Origin of the sequence: Halobacteriovorax sp. XZX-3, assembly GCF_043196495.1 — a bacterium.
Lineage (GTDB): Bacteria > Bdellovibrionota > Bacteriovoracia > Bacteriovoracales > Bacteriovoracaceae > Halobacteriovorax_A.
Genome location: NZ_JBEBMO010000001.1, coordinates 77,445 through 94,872, shown reverse-complemented (window position 1 = coordinate 94,872; position 17,428 = coordinate 77,445). Strand labels below are relative to the sequence as shown.

At 37.7% G+C, this 17,428-nt stretch carries 19 protein-coding genes; 13 read left to right on the top strand and 6 right to left on the bottom strand.

What is annotated here, in order from left to right; genetic code table 11:
• Positions 1 to 31: 31 nt before the first annotated feature.
• Complete coding sequence (locus tag ABMA70_RS00440; protein ID WP_392992180.1) at positions 32 to 886, bottom strand: MBL fold metallo-hydrolase; 855 nt, start codon at positions 884 to 886, stop codon at positions 32 to 34.
• Positions 887 to 1,040: 154 nt separating this feature from the next.
• Here ABMA70_RS00440 and ABMA70_RS00435 point away from each other — a divergent pair, with 154 nt between their 5' ends.
• The 6 genes from ABMA70_RS00435 (at position 1,041) to ABMA70_RS00410 (ending at position 6,697) form a co-directional block, all read left to right on the top strand.
• Positions 1,041 to 1,712: a succinate dehydrogenase cytochrome b subunit gene (locus ABMA70_RS00435; protein ID WP_103217029.1), complete on the top strand. Its 672-nt coding sequence runs from the start codon at positions 1,041 to 1,043 to the stop codon at positions 1,710 to 1,712.
• A complete protein-coding gene (locus tag ABMA70_RS00430; protein WP_233189692.1) occupies positions 1,712 to 3,652 on the top strand; it encodes a fumarate reductase/succinate dehydrogenase flavoprotein subunit in 1,941 nt (646 codons plus the stop codon). The genes ABMA70_RS00435 and ABMA70_RS00430 overlap by 1 nt, the downstream gene beginning before the upstream one ends.
• A 30-nt stretch (positions 3,653 to 3,682) precedes the next feature.
• On the top strand, positions 3,683 to 4,444 hold the full coding sequence (locus ABMA70_RS00425) for a succinate dehydrogenase/fumarate reductase iron-sulfur subunit (protein ID WP_103217560.1): 762 nt from the start codon (positions 3,683 to 3,685) through the stop codon (positions 4,442 to 4,444).
• Between the two features lie 102 nt (positions 4,445 to 4,546).
• Complete coding sequence (locus ABMA70_RS00420) at positions 4,547 to 5,131, top strand: redoxin family protein (protein WP_392992182.1); 585 nt, start codon at positions 4,547 to 4,549, stop codon at positions 5,129 to 5,131.
• Positions 5,132 to 5,181: 50 nt separating this feature from the next.
• Positions 5,182 to 6,225 carry a DUF2786 domain-containing protein gene (locus ABMA70_RS00415; protein ID WP_158246800.1) on the top strand — a complete coding sequence of 348 codons (1,044 nt, stop codon included), beginning with the start codon at positions 5,182 to 5,184 and terminating at the stop codon, positions 6,223 to 6,225.
• A gap of 82 nt (positions 6,226 to 6,307) precedes the next feature.
• Positions 6,308 to 6,697 carry a hypothetical protein gene (locus ABMA70_RS00410; protein ID WP_103217026.1) on the top strand — a complete coding sequence of 130 codons (390 nt, stop codon included), beginning with the start codon at positions 6,308 to 6,310 and terminating at the stop codon, positions 6,695 to 6,697.
• On the opposite strand, the gene ABMA70_RS00405 is transcribed toward ABMA70_RS00410, so the two are convergent.
• Complete coding sequence (locus ABMA70_RS00405; RefSeq protein WP_158246799.1) at positions 6,698 to 7,402, bottom strand: 7-carboxy-7-deazaguanine synthase QueE; 705 nt, start codon at positions 7,400 to 7,402, stop codon at positions 6,698 to 6,700. It lies immediately after the preceding gene.
• 116 nt (positions 7,403 to 7,518) lie between these two features.
• On the opposite strand from ABMA70_RS00405, the gene ABMA70_RS00400 reads away from it, so the two are divergent.
• The 3 genes from ABMA70_RS00400 (at position 7,519) to ABMA70_RS00390 (ending at position 9,046) form a co-directional block, all read left to right on the top strand.
• Entirely contained in the window at positions 7,519 to 8,049 is a 531-nt protein-coding gene (locus ABMA70_RS00400) for a hypothetical protein (protein ID WP_103217024.1), read from the top strand.
• A 17-nt stretch (positions 8,050 to 8,066) separates the two neighbouring features.
• Positions 8,067 to 8,417, top strand: coding sequence for a hypothetical protein (locus ABMA70_RS00395; protein WP_392992185.1), 351 nt, complete (start codon positions 8,067 to 8,069; stop codon positions 8,415 to 8,417).
• A 197-nt stretch (positions 8,418 to 8,614) separates the two neighbouring features.
• Positions 8,615 to 9,046, top strand: a complete 432-nt coding sequence (locus ABMA70_RS00390) for a TraR/DksA C4-type zinc finger protein (protein ID WP_103217022.1) — start codon at positions 8,615 to 8,617, stop codon at positions 9,044 to 9,046.
• Between the two features lie 42 nt (positions 9,047 to 9,088).
• Here ABMA70_RS00390 and ABMA70_RS00385 read toward each other — a convergent pair whose 3' ends face one another.
• Positions 9,089 to 9,751: a hypothetical protein gene (locus ABMA70_RS00385; RefSeq protein ID WP_392992187.1), complete on the bottom strand. Its 663-nt coding sequence runs from the start codon at positions 9,749 to 9,751 to the stop codon at positions 9,089 to 9,091.
• Between the two features lie 48 nt (positions 9,752 to 9,799).
• Between ABMA70_RS00385 and ABMA70_RS00380 the strand changes: the two genes are divergently transcribed.
• Both ABMA70_RS00380 and ABMA70_RS00375 read left to right on the top strand, forming a co-directional pair.
• Positions 9,800 to 10,198 (top strand): hypothetical protein, encoded by a 399-nt coding sequence (locus ABMA70_RS00380; RefSeq protein ID WP_146037779.1) that lies wholly within the window; start codon positions 9,800 to 9,802, stop codon positions 10,196 to 10,198.
• 28 nt (positions 10,199 to 10,226) lie between these two features.
• On the top strand, positions 10,227 to 10,676 hold the full coding sequence (locus ABMA70_RS00375) for a hypothetical protein (RefSeq protein ID WP_103217019.1): 450 nt from the start codon (positions 10,227 to 10,229) through the stop codon (positions 10,674 to 10,676).
• Positions 10,677 to 10,683: 7 nt separating this feature from the next.
• Here the strand turns inward: ABMA70_RS00375 and ABMA70_RS00370 are convergent, their stop codons facing one another.
• The 3 genes from ABMA70_RS00370 to ABMA70_RS00360 form a co-directional block, all read right to left on the bottom strand.
• Positions 10,684 to 11,097, bottom strand: a complete 414-nt coding sequence (locus ABMA70_RS00370; protein WP_103217018.1) for a hypothetical protein — start codon at positions 11,095 to 11,097, stop codon at positions 10,684 to 10,686.
• Between the two features lie 16 nt (positions 11,098 to 11,113).
• Positions 11,114 to 12,442, bottom strand: a complete 1,329-nt coding sequence (locus ABMA70_RS00365) for a DEAD/DEAH box helicase (RefSeq protein ID WP_392992190.1) — start codon at positions 12,440 to 12,442, stop codon at positions 11,114 to 11,116.
• Positions 12,443 to 12,552: 110 nt separating this feature from the next.
• Entirely contained in the window at positions 12,553 to 13,848 is a 1,296-nt protein-coding gene (locus ABMA70_RS00360) for a hypothetical protein (protein ID WP_103217016.1), read from the bottom strand.
• A gap of 143 nt (positions 13,849 to 13,991) precedes the next feature.
• Between ABMA70_RS00360 and ABMA70_RS00355 the strand changes: the two genes are divergently transcribed.
• A complete protein-coding gene (locus tag ABMA70_RS00355) occupies positions 13,992 to 16,163 on the top strand; it encodes a hypothetical protein (RefSeq protein ID WP_392992192.1) in 2,172 nt (723 codons plus the stop codon).
• Between the two features lie 47 nt (positions 16,164 to 16,210).
• Positions 16,211 to 17,356, top strand: coding sequence for a tRNA guanosine(34) transglycosylase Tgt (gene tgt, locus ABMA70_RS00350; protein WP_103217014.1), 1,146 nt, complete (start codon positions 16,211 to 16,213; stop codon positions 17,354 to 17,356).
• Positions 17,357 to 17,428: the final 72 nt, after the last annotated feature.

Sequence of the window (17,428 nt, the reverse complement as noted above, 5' to 3'; positions counted from 1 at the left end):
ATAAACTTAAATAAAATTAGCTAGTTAGATTTTATAATTTAACTGGAACTTTCAAAAATGGTGCCCCATCCTCTTCATTAAAGATAAACTCTCCCCCATTCATATTATACTGAATACTAGGAATCAGTAGCCTTGGAGAGCTTAAGTGTGCATCCCTAGTTGTTCGAAAGCTTAAGAACTCATCTTTAGAAGTACTTGCCTTGCATTGTATATTATTACGCTTTTGTTTTCCTACAGTAGTCTTAAACATAATCTCACGTCCACCAGGCCCATAATCATGACCGACGTAGATGGTACAATTATCATCTAAGGCATAGATTTTTTGTATGGATTCATAAAGGTCATCCGCACTGCCTTTAGGAAAATCACATCGCCCTGTTCCCATATCAGGCATGAAGATCGCATCTCCTACAAATAACGCTTCTTTATTTACATATAAGCTCATACAAGCAGGCGTGTGACCAGGTGTTTCAATAATTTCAACTTCAAGATCATCTGCAACTTTAAATGTTTCTCCTTCTCGTGTTAATAAATCGAATTGAGAACCATCCTCTTTAACTTGTGAACGGTAAGCTTGATTAAAGACAACTTGTACCTGCTTTATATTTTCATGAATGACAATTTTTGCATTTGGATAAAATTTCTTTAGGCTCGATGCACCAGATAAATGATCAGCATGAACATGAGTCTCAAAGATATAAGTTAGCTCTAAATTATTTGCTTTTAAAAACTCGTCGATGAGTTCGACTTCTTTTGTTGACACAGATCCACTAGCGTAGTCAAAATTTAAAACGGGATCAACAACCACTGCCTTCTTTGTTGCCAAAGAGTAAATGATATAAGTCAGAGTATTAGTGTCTTTATCAAAAAAAGAGTGGATCAACATTTAAAATTCTCCTAATCCTTGAGGCATATTTACATTGTGCATCACAAAATGAAAATCACTTAAAAATTCACTTAAGTTTTGGTGATTTAAGGATTATAATCCATTCAAATAACATTTTAAAATTTTTATTAAATTAGACAAAGGAAATGTATCAATGTCAGCATTACGCTTTTATTTGACTAACTCCGTTGCTAAAAAGCAAGTAATGGGAGTTACGGGACTTCTTCTATGTGGTTTCCTATTATCACACATGCTTGGTAACTTTTTACTAATGGTTGGAGCAGACGCTTTTAACAAGTACGCTTACACGCTTACTTCAAACCCGCTAATCTATGTTGCTGAAGCAGGTCTTCTAGTAATCTTCTTAACTCACCTCTTTATGGCCCTGAAACTTACGATGGAAAATAAAGCAGCTCGTCCAGTTAAGTACTACATGAAGCAACCAACAGGACGCGGAGCAACTTTCGCATCATCAACTATGCCTTACACAGGTATGCTAATTCTTTTCTTCATCATCATGCACTTAATTAACTTTAAGTATGGTGCTGTATATATGACGACATTAAACGGAATGGAAGTTCGTGACCTTTACAAAACAGTAATCGTATACTTTGCTTCTCCTCTTAATGTGGGAATGTATGTAGTTTTCATGATTGTACTTGGAATCCACGTATCTCACGGATTCTGGTCGGCCTTTCAATCAATTGGATTTAACCACCCTAAGTATATGCCAGCAATCAAGTTTCTATCGAAACTATATGCTGTTGTCTTAACTGTTGGATACTCTACAATTGCAATTTGGTGTCACGTTAAGGGAGGAATGTAATGACTAATATGAATATCAAAAAAATGGATGGAAAAGTTCCAGCTGGTGACGATATCACTAAAGTATGGACTCAACATAAATTTAACATGAAGCTTGTTAACCCTGCCAACAGACGTAAGTTTGAAATTATCGTTGTTGGTTCTGGACTTGCTGGTGCATCTGCTGCTGCAACTCTTGGAGAGCAAGGTTACAATGTTAAGTGTTTCTGCCTTCAAGACTCTGCACGTCGTGCACACTCGATTGCAGCTCAAGGTGGTGTTAACGCTGCTAAGAACTACCCAAATGATGGTGACTCAATCTGGCGTCTATTTTATGACACTGTAAAAGGTGGAGATTACCGTGCACGTGAAGCTAACGTCTATCGCCTAGCTGAAGTTGCAAATAATATTATCGACCAATGTGCGGCCCAAGGTGTTCCTTTTGCTCGTGAATACGGTGGGACTCTTTCTAACCGTTCATTTGGTGGTGCTCAAGTATCACGTACATTCTATGCTCGTGGACAAACTGGTCAACAGCTACTTCTTGGTGCTTACTCTTCTCTAATGAAAGAAGTAGGACGTGGAAAGGTTCAAATGCTAACTCGTCGTGAGATGGTTGACCTAGTTATGGTTGACGGTCGCGCTCGTGGTATTATCACAAGAAACGTAATCACTGGTGAATTCGAAAAGCACGCAGCTGATGCCGTTCTAATGTGTACAGGTGGATACGGAAACGTTTACTACCTATCAACAAACGCAATGACTTCAAATGGTTCAGCAGCTTGGAAAGCTTATAAAAAAGGTGCAATGTTTGCTAACCCATGTTTCACTCAAATTCACCCAACTTGTATTCCAAGACATGGTGAAAACCAGTCGAAACTTACTCTTATGTCAGAGTCTCTAAGAAACGATGGACGTGTTTGGGTTCCAAAGACTCCAGGTGATCACAGAAAAGCAGCTGAGATCCCAGAAGAAGAGAGAGATTACTACCTAGAGAGAAAATATCCTTCATTCGGTAACCTTGTTCCTCGTGACGTTGCTTCAAGAAATGCAAAAGAACAAATTGACCAAGGTAAATCAGTTCGCGCCGGTGAAGAAGCAGTTTACCTAGACTTCCAAGCGGCGATTGAGCGCGATGGTGAAGACGCAATTAGAGAGCGCTACGGTAACCTATTTGATATGTACGAAAGAATTACTGATGAAAACCCATATAAAGTTCCAATGAGAATTTACCCAGCGGTTCACTATACAATGGGTGGTTTATGGGTTGATTATAACCTACAAACAACAGTTCCAGGGCTATTTGCTCTTGGTGAAGCAAACTTCTCAGACCACGGTGCAAACCGTCTAGGTGCATCTGCACTAATGCAAGGTCTAGCAGATGGATACTTTGTTGCTCCATTTACAGTTCCTAACTACCTAGCAAGTGAAAAACTTATGGGTAATAAAGTTGGAACTGATCACCCAGAATTTGACAAGGCACTTACTGATTCAAAAGAAAGATTCTCTAAGTTACTTTCAATCAATGGAACAAGATCAGTTGAGTCAATTCACAAGGAACTTGGGCAAATCATGTGGAACCATGTTGGTATGGCAAGAGATGCAAAAGGTCTTCAAGAAGGGATTGATAAAATTAAAAAACTTCGTGAAGTGTTCTGGAAAGACGTTAAGGTTACAGGAACAGCAGATGGAATTAATATCGAGCTTGAAAAAGCTAACCGTCTTGCAGACTTCCTAGAGCTTGGTGAGCTAATGGCACGCGACGCTCTTGAAAGACCAGAATCATGTGGTGGTCACTTCAGAGAAGAGTCTCAAACAGATGAGAACGAGGCCCTAAGAAATGACAATGACTTCTGTCACGCAGCTGTATGGGAATACACTGGTGAAGCTAGTGAGCCAATTAGAAACGTGGAAGAACTAGACTTCCCTAACGTTCCACTAACACAAAGAAGTTACAAATAAGAGGTATATGATATGAGTAGCAATAATAATATGACACTTCATTTAAAAATCTGGCGTCAAAAGAATCGTGAAGATAAAGGTCAAATGGCCGACTATACTTTAGAAAACGTTTCTCCGGATGCTTCATTTCTTGAAATGCTAGATCAGTTAAACGAAGAACTTATCCCACAAGGTGTTGAGCCAGTAGCTTTCGACCACGACTGTCGTGAAGGTATTTGTGGTATGTGTTCTCTAATGATCAATGGTCAAGCTCACGGGCCAGAAGCTGAAACAACAACTTGTCAGCTTCACATGAGAAAGTTCTCTGATGGTGATACGATTGTTATCGAACCATTTAGAGCAAGAGCTTTCCCAGTAGAAAAAGACCTTATGGTTGATCGTAGTGCATTTGATGAAATCATCGCTGCTGGTGGTTTCGTATCTGTAAACACAGGAAATGCTCAAGATGCAAACGCTATCCTAATCCCAAAAGAGCAAGCAGACCTAGCAATGGACGCTGCAGCTTGTATTGGTTGTGGAGCTTGTGTTGCTTCATGTAAGAACGCTTCTGCGATGCTTTTCGTATCGGCCAAAGTTTCTCAAATGGCACTTCTTCCACAAGGACAAGCTGAAGCTTCTCAACGTGTTCAAAACATGGTTAAGAAGATGGATGATCTTGGATTTGGTAACTGTACTAACGAAGCTGAATGTGAAGCTTCATGCCCGAAAGGAATTGAAATCACAAATATCGCTCGTATGAACAGAGAGCTTCTAAAAGCTGCTGTAACATCTAAGACGACACCAACTGTTTAATTTAATAAATTAAATTCAAATAAAAATAAGGGCCTACAAATGTAGGCCTTTATTTATTGTATGCTCCTTTTTCACAGCGTAGAATATCCAAAAGGAGCATTTATGAAATTAATCGTCTCTCTCTTTATAACTACACTTACTCTCGCTTTATCTCCAGGAGATAAGGCCCCAAACTTTACTCTTGTAAACCAAGACGGAAAGCAGATTACACTGGCCTCTTTTAAAGGCAAGAAAGTTATTCTTGAGTGGTATAACGAAGGCTGTCCCTTTGTTAGAAAACATTATGATTCACTAAATATGCAGCAGACACAGAAGCTTGCAAAAGATAGCGGCCATTACTGGCTTACAATTAATTCATCTAATATTGGAAAACAGGGTTATATCAGAGACGCCGCTGCTGCAAAGAATCGCCTACAGGTCGAAAAATCAAATGCTTCTCACCTTCTGATTGATACGGATGGAACTGTTGGTAGACGCTATAATGCAAAGACAACGCCAGAGATTTTCATCATTAATGAAAGCGGTATAATTGACTATATGGGGGCCATCGACAGTATTCCTTCGGCCGACAAAAGTGATATTCAAAACGCTCGAAACTATGTTAAAAACGCGCTAAAACAACTTAAGAACAATGAGAAAGTAAATCCAGCGAGAACAAAACCGTATGGATGCAGTGTTAAATATTAATGTTTATTTATAACGAAAATACCCAATTATTTATAAAAAAGATTCGTCTTATGGCCTGTGATATATTCGCGGGAATAGGTCTCTCTTTTAAGCGCTCACGCCTCCACTACAAAGGAGTGATGTACCCGCTTACATTTGTTGTAAATGACTCTGACAAAATCCTAGGCTTCTACGATCCCCTTATTTATCAAATTGGAATCAACAGGTGCTTTCTTACAATTAACGATGACAAGCTTCTAGAAAATGTTCTCAAGCATGAGCTTGCCCACTTCTTAGTTCATATTGAATGTGGCATACACGAGCAGGCCCATGGGATTGAATTTAGAGGTATTTTTAAACGCTTTGGCTGGGATGATAACTTTTCAAAGTCGCAAGTCAACTTAAGTGCCTTTGTAAAAAGCAATGATAATATCACGGCAAAGATTCAAAAGCTTCTGGAGCTTGCAAAGTCAGAAAATGAATTTGAGGCCAAACTTGCTGCCAAAAAAGCAAATGATCTCATTCAAAAACACAACTTAGACAAACTCAAACTTAATCATCTAGCACGAGATGATTTTGATATGAAAGACTTTGAAGATACTTATGTCAGACGAGTCGCCTCTTTTAAAAGACGTAACCTTCTTCACGATTGCCTCTACGATATACTTAAGGAATATGCAGTCTCTCCAGTCTTCAGCTCTGGACGTGGCGGGGGCTACCTCGAAATTATTGGGGCCAAAGAAAATGTTGAGGCCGCTCACTATATCTATGACTATACAGTAAATGCGATGGAAGGACTTTGGAAGCAGGCCAAGAAAAACTCAAATTTAAAAGGTGTTCGTGCTCGTAATTCTTATTATAAGAGTTTTACGAAATCATTCCTAAGTGAACTTAAAGGTCATCAGAGCAAGCAAATAAGCTCACGTGAACTAATCCATATTAAAGGTCTTGCCGAGGCCCATCGAAACCGAGTCTACCCTCGTGTCTCATCGCAAACAAGTCAGGCAACTAGCTTTGATGCAAATGCATGGAATCTTGGCGCTAAGGCCGGTAAACAATTTAAAATGGGTAAAGGTATTGGACAAAAATCCTCCACAAAACTTCTAACTAACTAAAAATTGATACGGAATAATCTTTCTAAAATTTCTTAATATTTTGGCCAATTAACCGATATGCTTGATGTTAAGCGGAGATCTAATGGCAAAGATAGCAAATTCTAAAAAAATTATTAAGGGGTTTATTACTCAATGTACGATGGTTTTTAAATCATATGATTATCATGTCGTTGAATCAAAAAACAAATCCAATCTTTGGCACTTTAGCGTCTCTAAAGACGACAAGAAATATGTAGTCTACTGTACAAACTCTCTTGATAAGGTTCAAGGGATTATCAAAATTGCTCTTAAGAAACTTCCTACAGACACAAAACTTGTTGTTATTTGTGATAACTTCTCTCAGGAAGATCGAACTAAGGCCGACTCTAATTCCTATACGATTACTGATTTAGGAACGATTAAAAAATATGGAGTTGATTTACTCGAGGCCAAGCAACGTGAGACCTTAGCAAGAACGAGAAGGGCCGCTTAATTAAACACTCTTTTTATCAGCACCGTAGATCCACTTATGCTGCTGTCCGATGACTCTAAATGGTCCACCCTCTAACTGATTCCAATCCTGAATATCGATAAATCTTTGCATTGGAAATTCTTCACTTGGTTCAAAACACGGTGTTAGCACCCAAGGAAAATCAATTGAACCTAAACTCTCCTCAAGCTTACGATAAGCTCCTAGAGTGTAGTCAAAGTCCTTACGATCAGCAATAACGGCCTTTAGCTGAAACTTTCCATTATAGTTTTGAGCAAGCTTTTCAATAAGTGAAAGACGAGTCTGTACACCTGTCGAAGGTGTTTTTAGATCAAATGAGATGTAATCGAGGTTTTCAAATACTTCATCAACAACTCGTGTCCCTGCAGCTTCAAGATTAAGCTTAAAGCCTTTTTCTTTTAAAAATTTTGATAGAGCAACAACACTTGGAACATGCTTAGGATGAAGTGGGTCTCCACCTGTAATTGAAATCCAATTTATTTTTCCCTGATAAGATTCTTCTAGTATCTTTTCAAAAATCGACTCAATCGAAGTTGGCCCAATATCAAAACTCCAAGTATCCATTGAATCACAATTAATACAACCAACGGCACAACCTTGAAAGCGCACAAAGACCTGAGAGCGTCCAACAAAGACTCCCTCTCCTTCTGTAGCACGGTAAATGTCGTTAATAAGATACTGCTGCATTGAAAACCTTCTTAAAGGGTATTTATATAGCATAAGGCCTTAAAATGTCATATATTTAAAAGTAAATCGAGTAATTGCTACATGAAAAATCTCAAAAATGGCCCAAGGGAAGAAATATGATTGATATAGATGAACAGTTTCGCGTCGTCATCGCTGATTTACAGGCCGGAAAAAGGCCCAACTGCACTTATACAAAAGAAGATTTCAGTGTTTTTAAGCTACGTTTTCAGGAGCTAAATCGCGAAGAAAACTGGGATGCACTTATCCCTCTACTGTGTTTACTTGATAATACCATTACTCTTGATCATATTATCTACCCAGAGATTATGGACTGCCTTGCACTTTGCCACGATCCAGAAGTCCTTACTCTGTGTTTAGGTGTTGCCAGAAAGCAGATAATAGATGAATTCCACAAAAGAGGTGAAAGACTACCTTTTGACTTCTTAGAGGCACTTGAAAAACTTATTGGCCATCAAGACCCTGAGGTCTTTGAATGGACTCTGCGCCTTATTGAATCCCTTGGTTCACAATCAATTTATTTCAAAAAGGCCGTATTAGAAGCAAAACCAGGCTTCTTTGCACGATTTAACCAGCACAAGAAGGCCTGCGTGGAAATAATTGAGCTACTAGAACGTCGCTGGAAGTAGTGTGCTACAATTAGCTTATGGAAAGAAAGTTTAGCTCCAATGAGAATTTTGAATTACTAAAGAACGAACGCAATATTGCAAATAGGCAGATGTATCAAATGCAGCCTTCGCAAGAAGTTCAGGTTCAGATCTTTCCAGACAAGAGCGTAACACCGGCCAAATTCATTCCAAATAAAACCATGCCTGGAACTTTCAGGGCCCATCCAACAACGATAGCGGCCATGAGAAGCGATCTCTTTGCCAATATGTATGACGAAGCATTTGAGGAATTAAGCGCACTAATCACATGTTCAAGCTGTCAAAATGAGGTAGATAAGCAGTTTTGGAAGTTTTGCCCTCATTGTGAAGCAACGTTTCCTAAAAACTAGATCTAAACTGTTGAAATTTCGTGACAAAGTAATCCTTTGTAAGAAAAATACCTTTTACTAACACTTTCCCGACCAGTAAATTCTTTCTACAACACACGAACACAATATTTGTTGTGCGTAATTGTTTTGCCTAAGCGCAAATTAAAGGTTACAAGCAACTTGTTTCACTGGAAGAAACACGGCACAAGGGAGTCGAAATGAACAGAGCTAACTCGTATCTATCGGACAAGCAAATAGCTGCACTTAAAGATGCGCTACTTGCTGACAAAGAAAGAATTCTTAACAAAAACAGTGAGAAAGAGCAGTATTGCATGGACAAGAACGAACTACTTGACCCTCTAGATGAGGCAGTAGCTAACGTTCAAACATCGCAGGAAATTCGTTTCAGAAATCGTGAAAACTTCTACGTAAAGAAAATCAATAAAGCACTTACAAAAATCGAAAAAGGTGAATATGGCCTATGCGATGAGTGTGATATTGAAATTGGTTACGATCGTCTAATGGCGAGAAACACAGCGGAACTTTGTATTTCATGTAAAGAAGAAGCTGAGCACGAAGAGAGATCAAACGTATACTTAAAACGTTCAAAGTCTCTTGGAAAAACAATTGCTGAAATTGGAAAAAGATAATTAAAAAAGCCTCGCATCGCGAGGCTTTTTTATTTGTTTGAGCTACTTTCTAAAGTAGCTAATACTTAATAACTCGAATTCATCTGCAATATGATATTGTCCAGTTGAATACTCCGCAGAGTTAACTAGATTTGATGTGACGATACTCTTTCTTACATCTTTAATTTCATCTCTTTCAACGTTAAAGTATAAAACGTAAACCTTAGATGAGAGTTTATCAACTTTCTTAGGCGACATCCCCTGCTCACCCAAGAGCTTTTGTAGATCGACAATATTTTTCTGATCAATAGAAACTATCAATTTATCACTAGCAATTGACTGACAAGCTCCTTTGCTATCTTGAGCAAGTCCAACTCCTGAGAAAGTTAACTCAGTATTCTTATTTACATTTGCTCTAAGACAATAATCGACTTTATCGTAAGAGATACGAAAGGCCAAAGAAAGTCTTGGTCCACATAATCCGAACGAATGAATCATATCAATCTTGTCTGCCGCAAATTTTTGTTCATGTAAGTACTTAACAACGTGGCCTAAAATCTCATCACGATTTGTATTAATACTTACCTGATCATTAAAGGAAGCTATTTTAGTGCGCCCCTCATCTTCCTTGTACCAACAAGTGTCGTTATTAACAGAAGTTAATGCTCCGGCGTAAATAAATTTACTAAGTAGTAATGAAAATAAAGATATAATTATTTTGTTCATAAACTTTCATCGGTATTTAAAGCGCAATATTTAGTGTAGACTTTAGTCATGACAGGCAATCAGTTGGAAATTCAATTAATAGAGAAAGTTACTCGGTCATTTTACGAGAAGGCCATTAATGACGTATTCATCGGCTATCACTTTCGAAAGATAACTGCTAATAGCGCTCCACTCTCAAGCATTGATGATTTTCAAGAGCATCTCGTTAATATAAATGCTTTTTGGCAGGCACAATTGCTAGGAATAAAATTTCCTCGTCCTGCGGCACACTTACTTGAGGCACATGAGTACTTAAATATTCATATGGGAGAGCTTGGTCGTTGGGTAATGCTTTTTAAAGAAACATTAAATGAATATAGACAGCAATCCCCTGAGTTTATTAATGCTTGGGAAGTAAAAATTGATGCATTCCAGACGGGCTTTAAAAAGTACTTCTTTAAGGCCTGATAAAGTATAGAGCGTAACGGAGATCGATATGTTAAAACTTGAAACTAATTTTCAAAACTTAACACTTAACTCATTTCCAACTAAGCTAGCACTTATGTGTATCTTACTACTTGTTGTTGGGCTTGGAAGTTACTTAACATTCAATAATAAGCTGGCTCAAAAAGATCTACTTCTATTTCTCTTCACACCCATTGTCGTCTTATCCTTAATAAAATACCGTCACTTGGAAATGAGTAAACCGAGAAATACTGCAAGATTAGTCGCTCGCTCATTGCTAAGAAAACAAATCACACAATTTGGACTTGATGAAATTGAACGTGTAGAGCTTTTGAAAACCAAAGGGGCCACAGCTTCTAATCATGCAATTCAAATACGATTAAATAATAACAAGAGTTTTCAAATCACAAGTAGTGACTTTATAGGTGCTAATAAAAAACTAGAACAATACTATGAAGAGATTAGGCAGTGGTTAAAGTAAGTGAGGTTTAATTACACTCTTGTCTTGTCTTAGGACTTTTCGCCTTATAAACCTGTTTAACAAAATCAACAAGAACAGGCTCATCTGCAACATCATCAAAGAGCCAATTACGAGCATAATATTGACCAAGCTTATAAGCGGCCAAACATGCTTCATTAGATGATAAGTACTGGACAACAATCATTTCAACTAGTCTCACCTTAAAGCGCTTAGGAGAGCCTTCAATACAGCCGGCCGGATAATCCTTGCAGTCAAGGTGTCTCTCCTTCTCCTTCACACTAAGGCGAACTTCTTCAATTGTATTGTCGAATTTATAGGCCATATCAAACATTTCCAAAGGCGTATAAATATCCTTTTCAGAACATGATGAAGTAATAAGTGAAGTTAATAGAAGAAAGAAAATGCTAATATGTTTAAACATATTAGCATTTTATCATTTAACGGCGTCTGCCGCGAGAAGTTTTTGAAGTACGAGAAGGTGTACGTCCACCTGTGCGAGATGTTGATCTCGTCGTCGTTTTTGAAGTCTTTTTCTGTGGTGCTGGCCCACGTCTAGCAACTTTCTTTGCAACCTTTTTAGCTCCCGATTTCTTTGCCATCGACTTAAGAAAGATTGGATCAATCTTCAAAGTATCTTGATTCTTAATGGCATCATTAATTTGCCCAATAAGTTTTTGATCTTTCTTAGTTACAAAGTTATAGACACTTCCGGCCCTTCCAGCACGACCTACACGTCCCGAACGGTGAATATAATAAACTGCTTCAAATGGAAGATCGTAATTTAGTACCCATTGCAGAGTCTTAATGTCGATCCCACGGGCCGCCATATCAGTAGTGATAAGAATACCACCAGTTGATTTAAACTTTTTAAAATTCTCACTTCTTTCTTTTGCAGTAATATCACCATGAGAAACGTAAAGGTTTTTATGAAGTTTTGCTTGCTTCATATAGTTATAAACTTCTACCGCCTTCTCTTTTTGGTTAACAAAAATAATCCCACTGCCCTTTGCTTCTTTTTTAACGAAAACATCAAGCATGGCATTCTTCTCTGTATAATCGAGAGCAATATTGAAAGTTTCAATAGTTTGAGAAAGTCCGTGTGAGCCAACTAGGCTTACTGATTTAAATTCCATACCTGAGAAGAAGTCGGCCTTTAGCATATCAAAGTCATCGGCCATCGTTGCAGAAACAAGGCATGCTTGGTACGAAGACGTAAGATGACGACGAATGGCCTTAAGCTCACGCATAAATCCCATATCAAGAAGCTGGTCGGCTTCATCAATAATTAGATACTCAAGTTCATCTAGACGGATCTCTTTTTTCTCAATCATTGATTTAATTCGGCCAGGGCCTCCAATAAGAATATCAAAAGTTTGTTTTTTAAGTGTACTTACCTTCTTGCCTTTTTCACCACCAAGGGCAAGACGAACACGCATCTTTGCATGGTGAGAAATCTTCTTACACTCATCAGAGACTTGCATCGCAAGCTCTTTAATTGGTAGAAGAATAATCGCGCGAGGCGAGCCTGCCTTTTGATTTTTTATGTCTGCTTCTGTTTCTTTTAGCTTTTGAAATAGTGGTAGAAGATAACTTAGTGTTTTACCACTACCAGTTTGGGCCTGTACTTGTAGGTTGTGACCTTCTAGAAACTGAGGAATTGCTTCAGCTTGTACTTCAGTTGGTTTTGTTAGTTTATTCTCTTTAAGGAAACCTGCAAATAGGTCCATATCAACAATATCAACAAATTCTTTTGTGTTTCTTGCCATTATATACTCTCCTAAATAGACACATCCACTCACGGTCCCCTGGCCTAACGTGGACAAAATAAAAAAGGGGATCAATTTGATCCCCGATATTTAACACAATGTTTCTTAAATTAGAAGTGAAGTCTGAAGTTTACAGAGTGAATTGTCGAGATTTTCACACCTTTTACTTCAGAAGTGATTGGTTGCTTAAGAGAATACATGAAATCCATGAATCCAAGCTTAACTCTTGGAGTTAGAGTTAGGTGTTCAGAGTCAACCATCCCTCTTACTGTAACAGCTAGTCTCTCCTTCCAAACATGGAACATTAGATCAGTACCAGCATAAACTCCATCAGCAAAATCATAACCATCTCTCATGTGGAAACCTACGAATGGACGAAGTCTCATATTTGAAAGATTAAAGCTATAATCTGTGTGCATACGGTAGCCGATTTCTGGCTCATACAATGGAAGATAACCTTCATCATTTTCAATCACTGTTGCAAGAGCAATATCTTGGATCTTAAACATCGTTCTGAAATTTGATAGCCAGTGGAAACCATAAGTAATGTCGGCCATCGCATAAAGAGTCATATTCTGATCAAGGTTTTCAGTATCAATTACATCACCGTCACCAGCAATTGCATCTTGATCAAGAACACGTCTTACGTCAGCTCTATATAAACCATAAAGAGAAAATGAACCGAAGTGTCTCTCATTCTTATAATCAAAGTTTAAACCAGCAGTAACGTCTGCCTTAACATATGCATCGATAATTGGAGCAGTTGAACCTGAACCAGCAAATGGAATAGCTTCACCACCAAGGGCATCTCTTAGGGCCGTTTCTTCTTCAGTACTTAAACCTAGTGTAGCTGCTAAATCTGTAACATTTTGGTAACCCGCTGTACCACCGATAATGGCATTTAAAACACCTTGTGTGATTTTATCTTGAAGAACTGTTTTAAGTTCAGCATCACCAGGAACTGCAGAGATGAAAGTATCAATCATGATATCCTCTTCACCAATTCCAATTAGTGATCCAACATTTACACCTAGCCTAACACTTGGACTAATTGTCCCTTTAAAAGCATTAAATGATGGAAGTGGAACACCTACTTCTACATTCAGTCTAAGGTTTTGTTCAGTATCAGCATAAGCTGAAAGAACATCAGCAGCTGCTTGATCTGGGTCAGCAGCATCTGAAGCATCAGATACATCACCAACAAGTTCCATTAGATCCGTATTAGCATAAACAGACATATCAATAAGAAAGTCATGTCCTGGTTCTCTTAGAAACTCTTGAGTTTGGAATTTGTCTTCCATTAGGCGAAAGCGTTCCTGTACATTGTAATCTGCATCGGCCGCAAAAGCCACTTGTCCTGCTAAGAGCGTAGCAAACGTCGCTCTTACTAAAAAAGATTTTTTCATCTATTTGTCCCCTTCCGTGGTTAAATCTTCTTAATTCTCTTTACCAATATTAACACGGAATCAATTCTAAAAATTAGTAGGAAAATTTATATAATCCCTTTAAAATAAAAAGGAATTTAATTGAAAATTAACAAAGGTTGACTATGCAAGTTGGTTTTATCCACAGCAACTCTAACGAAAATCAAGAAATCACAATCTCAAATAAAGAGTTTTTTTTTAAAGAAGAAAATAATGAACTCATTATTTCTGAAAACGGTGGTAGCATAAAAGTTCATGTCGATGACGATTGCCTAGTTTTAAAATTAATTCAAAAAATACAAGACGCTAAATTACAAGATACTCCACTGCAAGAAGGATCAACTTACTTCATGGAGATTGGAGAAAAACTTAGCTACAAAAGTAGCGAATTTAAACTCAAGTCTCTATCTCTTGAAAAACAACTTCCTGATGAATTTGATATTGCCTCAGCAAATGATGAGGATGATCTTGAATTTGATGACTTAAGTAATTTTGCAACGAATGAGCAAGAAGAAAGCGTTGAAGAAATAAAGGCTCAAACACAAGGGCATACACCTTCGTTTGAAATGACAAGTAGTGATATGCTTAATAGAGATGAGTCAGATGACGAATCAGATAGCGATGAAGATGATATCTCCTTTGTCATTGATACAAATGGAGATCAGCCTTCACAACCTCGAATGAAAGAAGACACTGACTCCTTAAGTATTACTCAAGTTCTAAACGTTGCCCGTCTTCAAAGTGCAGAGGCAGAGCAAAGTAAGAAGTCGGTAAAATATAATGAACACGTAAGCCGACCACTTACGAGTCAAAAAAAGAAGAAAGCGAAGAAGAAAAAAAAGAGTACTAAATCAACGAATAAAGACTCTGATCTAAAACTTGGTGTTGCCCGTGACTACGAAGGTGCGAAGATCAGAAAAGCACAACAAAAAAAGAAAAAAATTAAACAGTCTCAAGGAAAACTAGTAGGCCCTTTTACTCGCTTCGTTAGTGCATTAACACTTGTCTTTGCAACAACGATAGTTTCAACTCAGATTGATGTTGAGGCAATAGAGAGCCTAAGTGACAAACTCGCAACTCTACTAAATTCAGAAATTGCAAAGTTTGTCGAATTCAGTGTAAGCCCAGATATTGCAAAAATTGTAATTGTACTTTTTGGTATTCTATTTATTTCAAATTTAATTCTAAGTGTTTCACCAACCCTTTTTATAAGTGGTGCAACAACAACAGGATCATTTCTTACAAAAAGAGCAAAAGCTGTTCTTAGAACTCCACTAGATCTTATTGCTCACCTTATCCCATTATTTGAGCTCCCTGTTATCTTTGATTCACCATCTCTTAAAGAATTTATCACTCAAGGGCGAATTACTTATCGTATAAAGGGATTTAAGTTCATCTCACTTATCAACTTAGCAATCTTTACAATGCTAGTAATTGGTTATCCTATTATTCAGGAAAGCTTTTCGGACACGCCTGTTCCTAAACAAATCAATGTGCCAAAAGAGCTAGGTAAACGACCGCTGAAAATTAAAGAGGTTTTAGTTTCAAAAAAATTCTCTCAGGAAAATATTATCTTAAGAATTGCAGGGCAAAGGCCAAGCTACTTTATCATCAATAAGGAAACAGCAAATACATATGTTTTAAAATTAACAGATGAAATGTCGTTTAGAAATTTTCAAAAAAGCTTTAGCTCAATTCCATTCTTCAAGTATCGCTATCCTTATTTAAGCTCTTTCTATAAAGATGAAAAATCGAGCTATTTAACGCGAGAAGATTTTGGAAAATTATTTTGGGCCGGAGAGATCATCAAAGGACGATCGACAAAAGATTTAGTTCATGTTGACCTACTTGCCATTGGCCAATCAAAGAAGGCCTTTGCAGAGTTTAAAATGAACTATAAGCAATATCGTAACTTAAATAAATTCACGTCTTTCTATAGAAGCAATCTTGATGAAGTCTATCTCTATATTTCAGATGACTCAGTTATGCAGTTCTCAAAGGTTGGCGGCAATATGAAATCAAGTGAACTTGAAGGCCTAACATTCTTAGCAAAGCCAAAAGTTAAGATTGAATATATAGATAGTGTTGAAAAGGCATTTCTCGGTACAAATAAATCAATTTTAATGAGTCAACTTGACGAGATCAATCAGCTCGTTTCAATTAAGGATAACGGAGAGAACCGTGCTTCATTTACAAAATTTGCCCGAGATCTGGCCAAATTTTTACAAGGTAGCACAAATACTGTTGGACAAGAAGCAGCAAAAGAAATATTAAAGCTAAGTACTTTAAATAATTAAAGTTAGTAGAAATATTTCAACAGTCGAGTTACGACAAAGGGTGATCTATGCGCATTCAAGATCAAGTCAAAGAACACTTCAAATTCAAAGTTGTCCACGAAGATAAGAATTCAGGAGCAAGAGCAGGTGTTATCACTACTCCTCATGGTGAAATTCCAACTCCAGTATTTATGCCAGTTGGTACGCACGGTGCAATTAAAGCACTACCACCAAACTTCCTAAAGGATCTGGACACTAAAATTATTCTTTCAAATACGTACCACCTTCACTTATCACCAGGTTCAAAACTGGTTGAAAAAGCAGGTGGACTACATAAGTTTATGAATTGGGATCGTCCAATTCTTACAGACTCAGGTGGATTCCAGGTTTTCTCACTTCAAAGAAAGGCCATTAAAGAAGAAGGAGCTGAGTTTAAGGACCATAAAGGTAAATCAATTATGCTCTCTCCAGAGACATCAATTCAAATCCAACAAGAGCTTGGATCAGATATCATGATGGCCTTTGATGAGTGCATTCCATACCCAGCGACTCGCGAGTATACAAAGAATTCAATCGATCGTACTCACCGCTGGCTAGATCGTTGTATTGATGCTTGGACAAATCCAAAGCAGGCCCTTTTTGGTATTATCCAAGGTTCTACTTACGATGATTATAGAGATGAGTGTCTTGATGAACTTGTTAAGCGCGATCTTCCAGGTTATGCCATTGGTGGTGTATCCGTAGGAGAAGGGCCTGAGCTTATGGAAAAAATCGTTAAGTACACAGGGCCTAAGATGCCAAAAGATAAACCACGCTACGTTATGGGCGTTGGTAATCCAGAAGACCTATGTATGATCTGGGAATACGGAATTGATATGAGTGACTGTATCATTCCAACAAAATTTGCACGTGGTGGAACGCTATTTACGAAACGTGGAAAGATTAGAATTCGTCACAAGAACTATCGTCGTGACTTCTTCCCTATTGAGCCAAATTGTAAGTGTTACTGTTGCCAGAACTTCACTCGTGCATATGTTAAGCACCTTTTTGATTCAAATGAGATCCTAGGACAAGTTCTAGCGACAATGCACAATATTGAATTCTATAAGAATATGGCAGAAGAAGCTCGTGAAGCAATTTTAGATAATCGCTACAACGAGTGGAAAACTGAATTTTTAAAAAATTACAATAAAGATGATGGTGCTAAAAACTAAAAAATAAAACCATATAGAGGGACATTTCGGTGTCCCTTTTTCTTATAAACTTTTCACATTTCTAGACCCAAA

Bases quoted from the DNA above. Each gene is read 5' to 3' on its own strand.
- ABMA70_RS00440 (WP_392992180.1), bottom strand. From the start codon at position 886: ATGTTGATCCACTCTTTTTTTGATAAAGACACTAATACTCTGACTTAT.
- ABMA70_RS00435 (WP_103217029.1), top strand. From the start codon at position 1,041: ATGTCAGCATTACGCTTTTATTTGACTAACTCCGTTGCTAAAAAGCAA.
- ABMA70_RS00430 (WP_233189692.1), top strand. From the start codon at position 1,712: ATGACTAATATGAATATCAAAAAAATGGATGGAAAAGTTCCAGCTGGT.
- ABMA70_RS00425 (WP_103217560.1), top strand. From the start codon at position 3,683: ATGACACTTCATTTAAAAATCTGGCGTCAAAAGAATCGTGAAGATAAA.
- ABMA70_RS00420 (WP_392992182.1), top strand. From the start codon at position 4,547: ATGAAATTAATCGTCTCTCTCTTTATAACTACACTTACTCTCGCTTTA.
- ABMA70_RS00415 (WP_158246800.1), top strand. From the start codon at position 5,182: ATGGCCTGTGATATATTCGCGGGAATAGGTCTCTCTTTTAAGCGCTCA.
- ABMA70_RS00410 (WP_103217026.1), top strand. From the start codon at position 6,308: ATGGCAAAGATAGCAAATTCTAAAAAAATTATTAAGGGGTTTATTACT.
- ABMA70_RS00405 (WP_158246799.1), bottom strand. From the start codon at position 7,402: ATGCAGCAGTATCTTATTAACGACATTTACCGTGCTACAGAAGGAGAG.
- ABMA70_RS00400 (WP_103217024.1), top strand. From the start codon at position 7,519: ATGATTGATATAGATGAACAGTTTCGCGTCGTCATCGCTGATTTACAG.
- ABMA70_RS00395 (WP_392992185.1), top strand. From the start codon at position 8,067: ATGGAAAGAAAGTTTAGCTCCAATGAGAATTTTGAATTACTAAAGAAC.
- ABMA70_RS00390 (WP_103217022.1), top strand. From the start codon at position 8,615: ATGAACAGAGCTAACTCGTATCTATCGGACAAGCAAATAGCTGCACTT.
- ABMA70_RS00385 (WP_392992187.1), bottom strand. From the start codon at position 9,751: ATGAACAAAATAATTATATCTTTATTTTCATTACTACTTAGTAAATTT.
- ABMA70_RS00380 (WP_146037779.1), top strand. From the start codon at position 9,800: ATGACAGGCAATCAGTTGGAAATTCAATTAATAGAGAAAGTTACTCGG.
- ABMA70_RS00375 (WP_103217019.1), top strand. From the start codon at position 10,227: ATGTTAAAACTTGAAACTAATTTTCAAAACTTAACACTTAACTCATTT.
- ABMA70_RS00370 (WP_103217018.1), bottom strand. From the start codon at position 11,097: ATGTTTAAACATATTAGCATTTTCTTTCTTCTATTAACTTCACTTATT.
- ABMA70_RS00365 (WP_392992190.1), bottom strand. From the start codon at position 12,442: ATGGCAAGAAACACAAAAGAATTTGTTGATATTGTTGATATGGACCTA.
- ABMA70_RS00360 (WP_103217016.1), bottom strand. From the start codon at position 13,848: ATGAAAAAATCTTTTTTAGTAAGAGCGACGTTTGCTACGCTCTTAGCA.
- ABMA70_RS00355 (WP_392992192.1), top strand. From the start codon at position 13,992: ATGCAAGTTGGTTTTATCCACAGCAACTCTAACGAAAATCAAGAAATC.
- tgt (WP_103217014.1), top strand. From the start codon at position 16,211: ATGCGCATTCAAGATCAAGTCAAAGAACACTTCAAATTCAAAGTTGTC.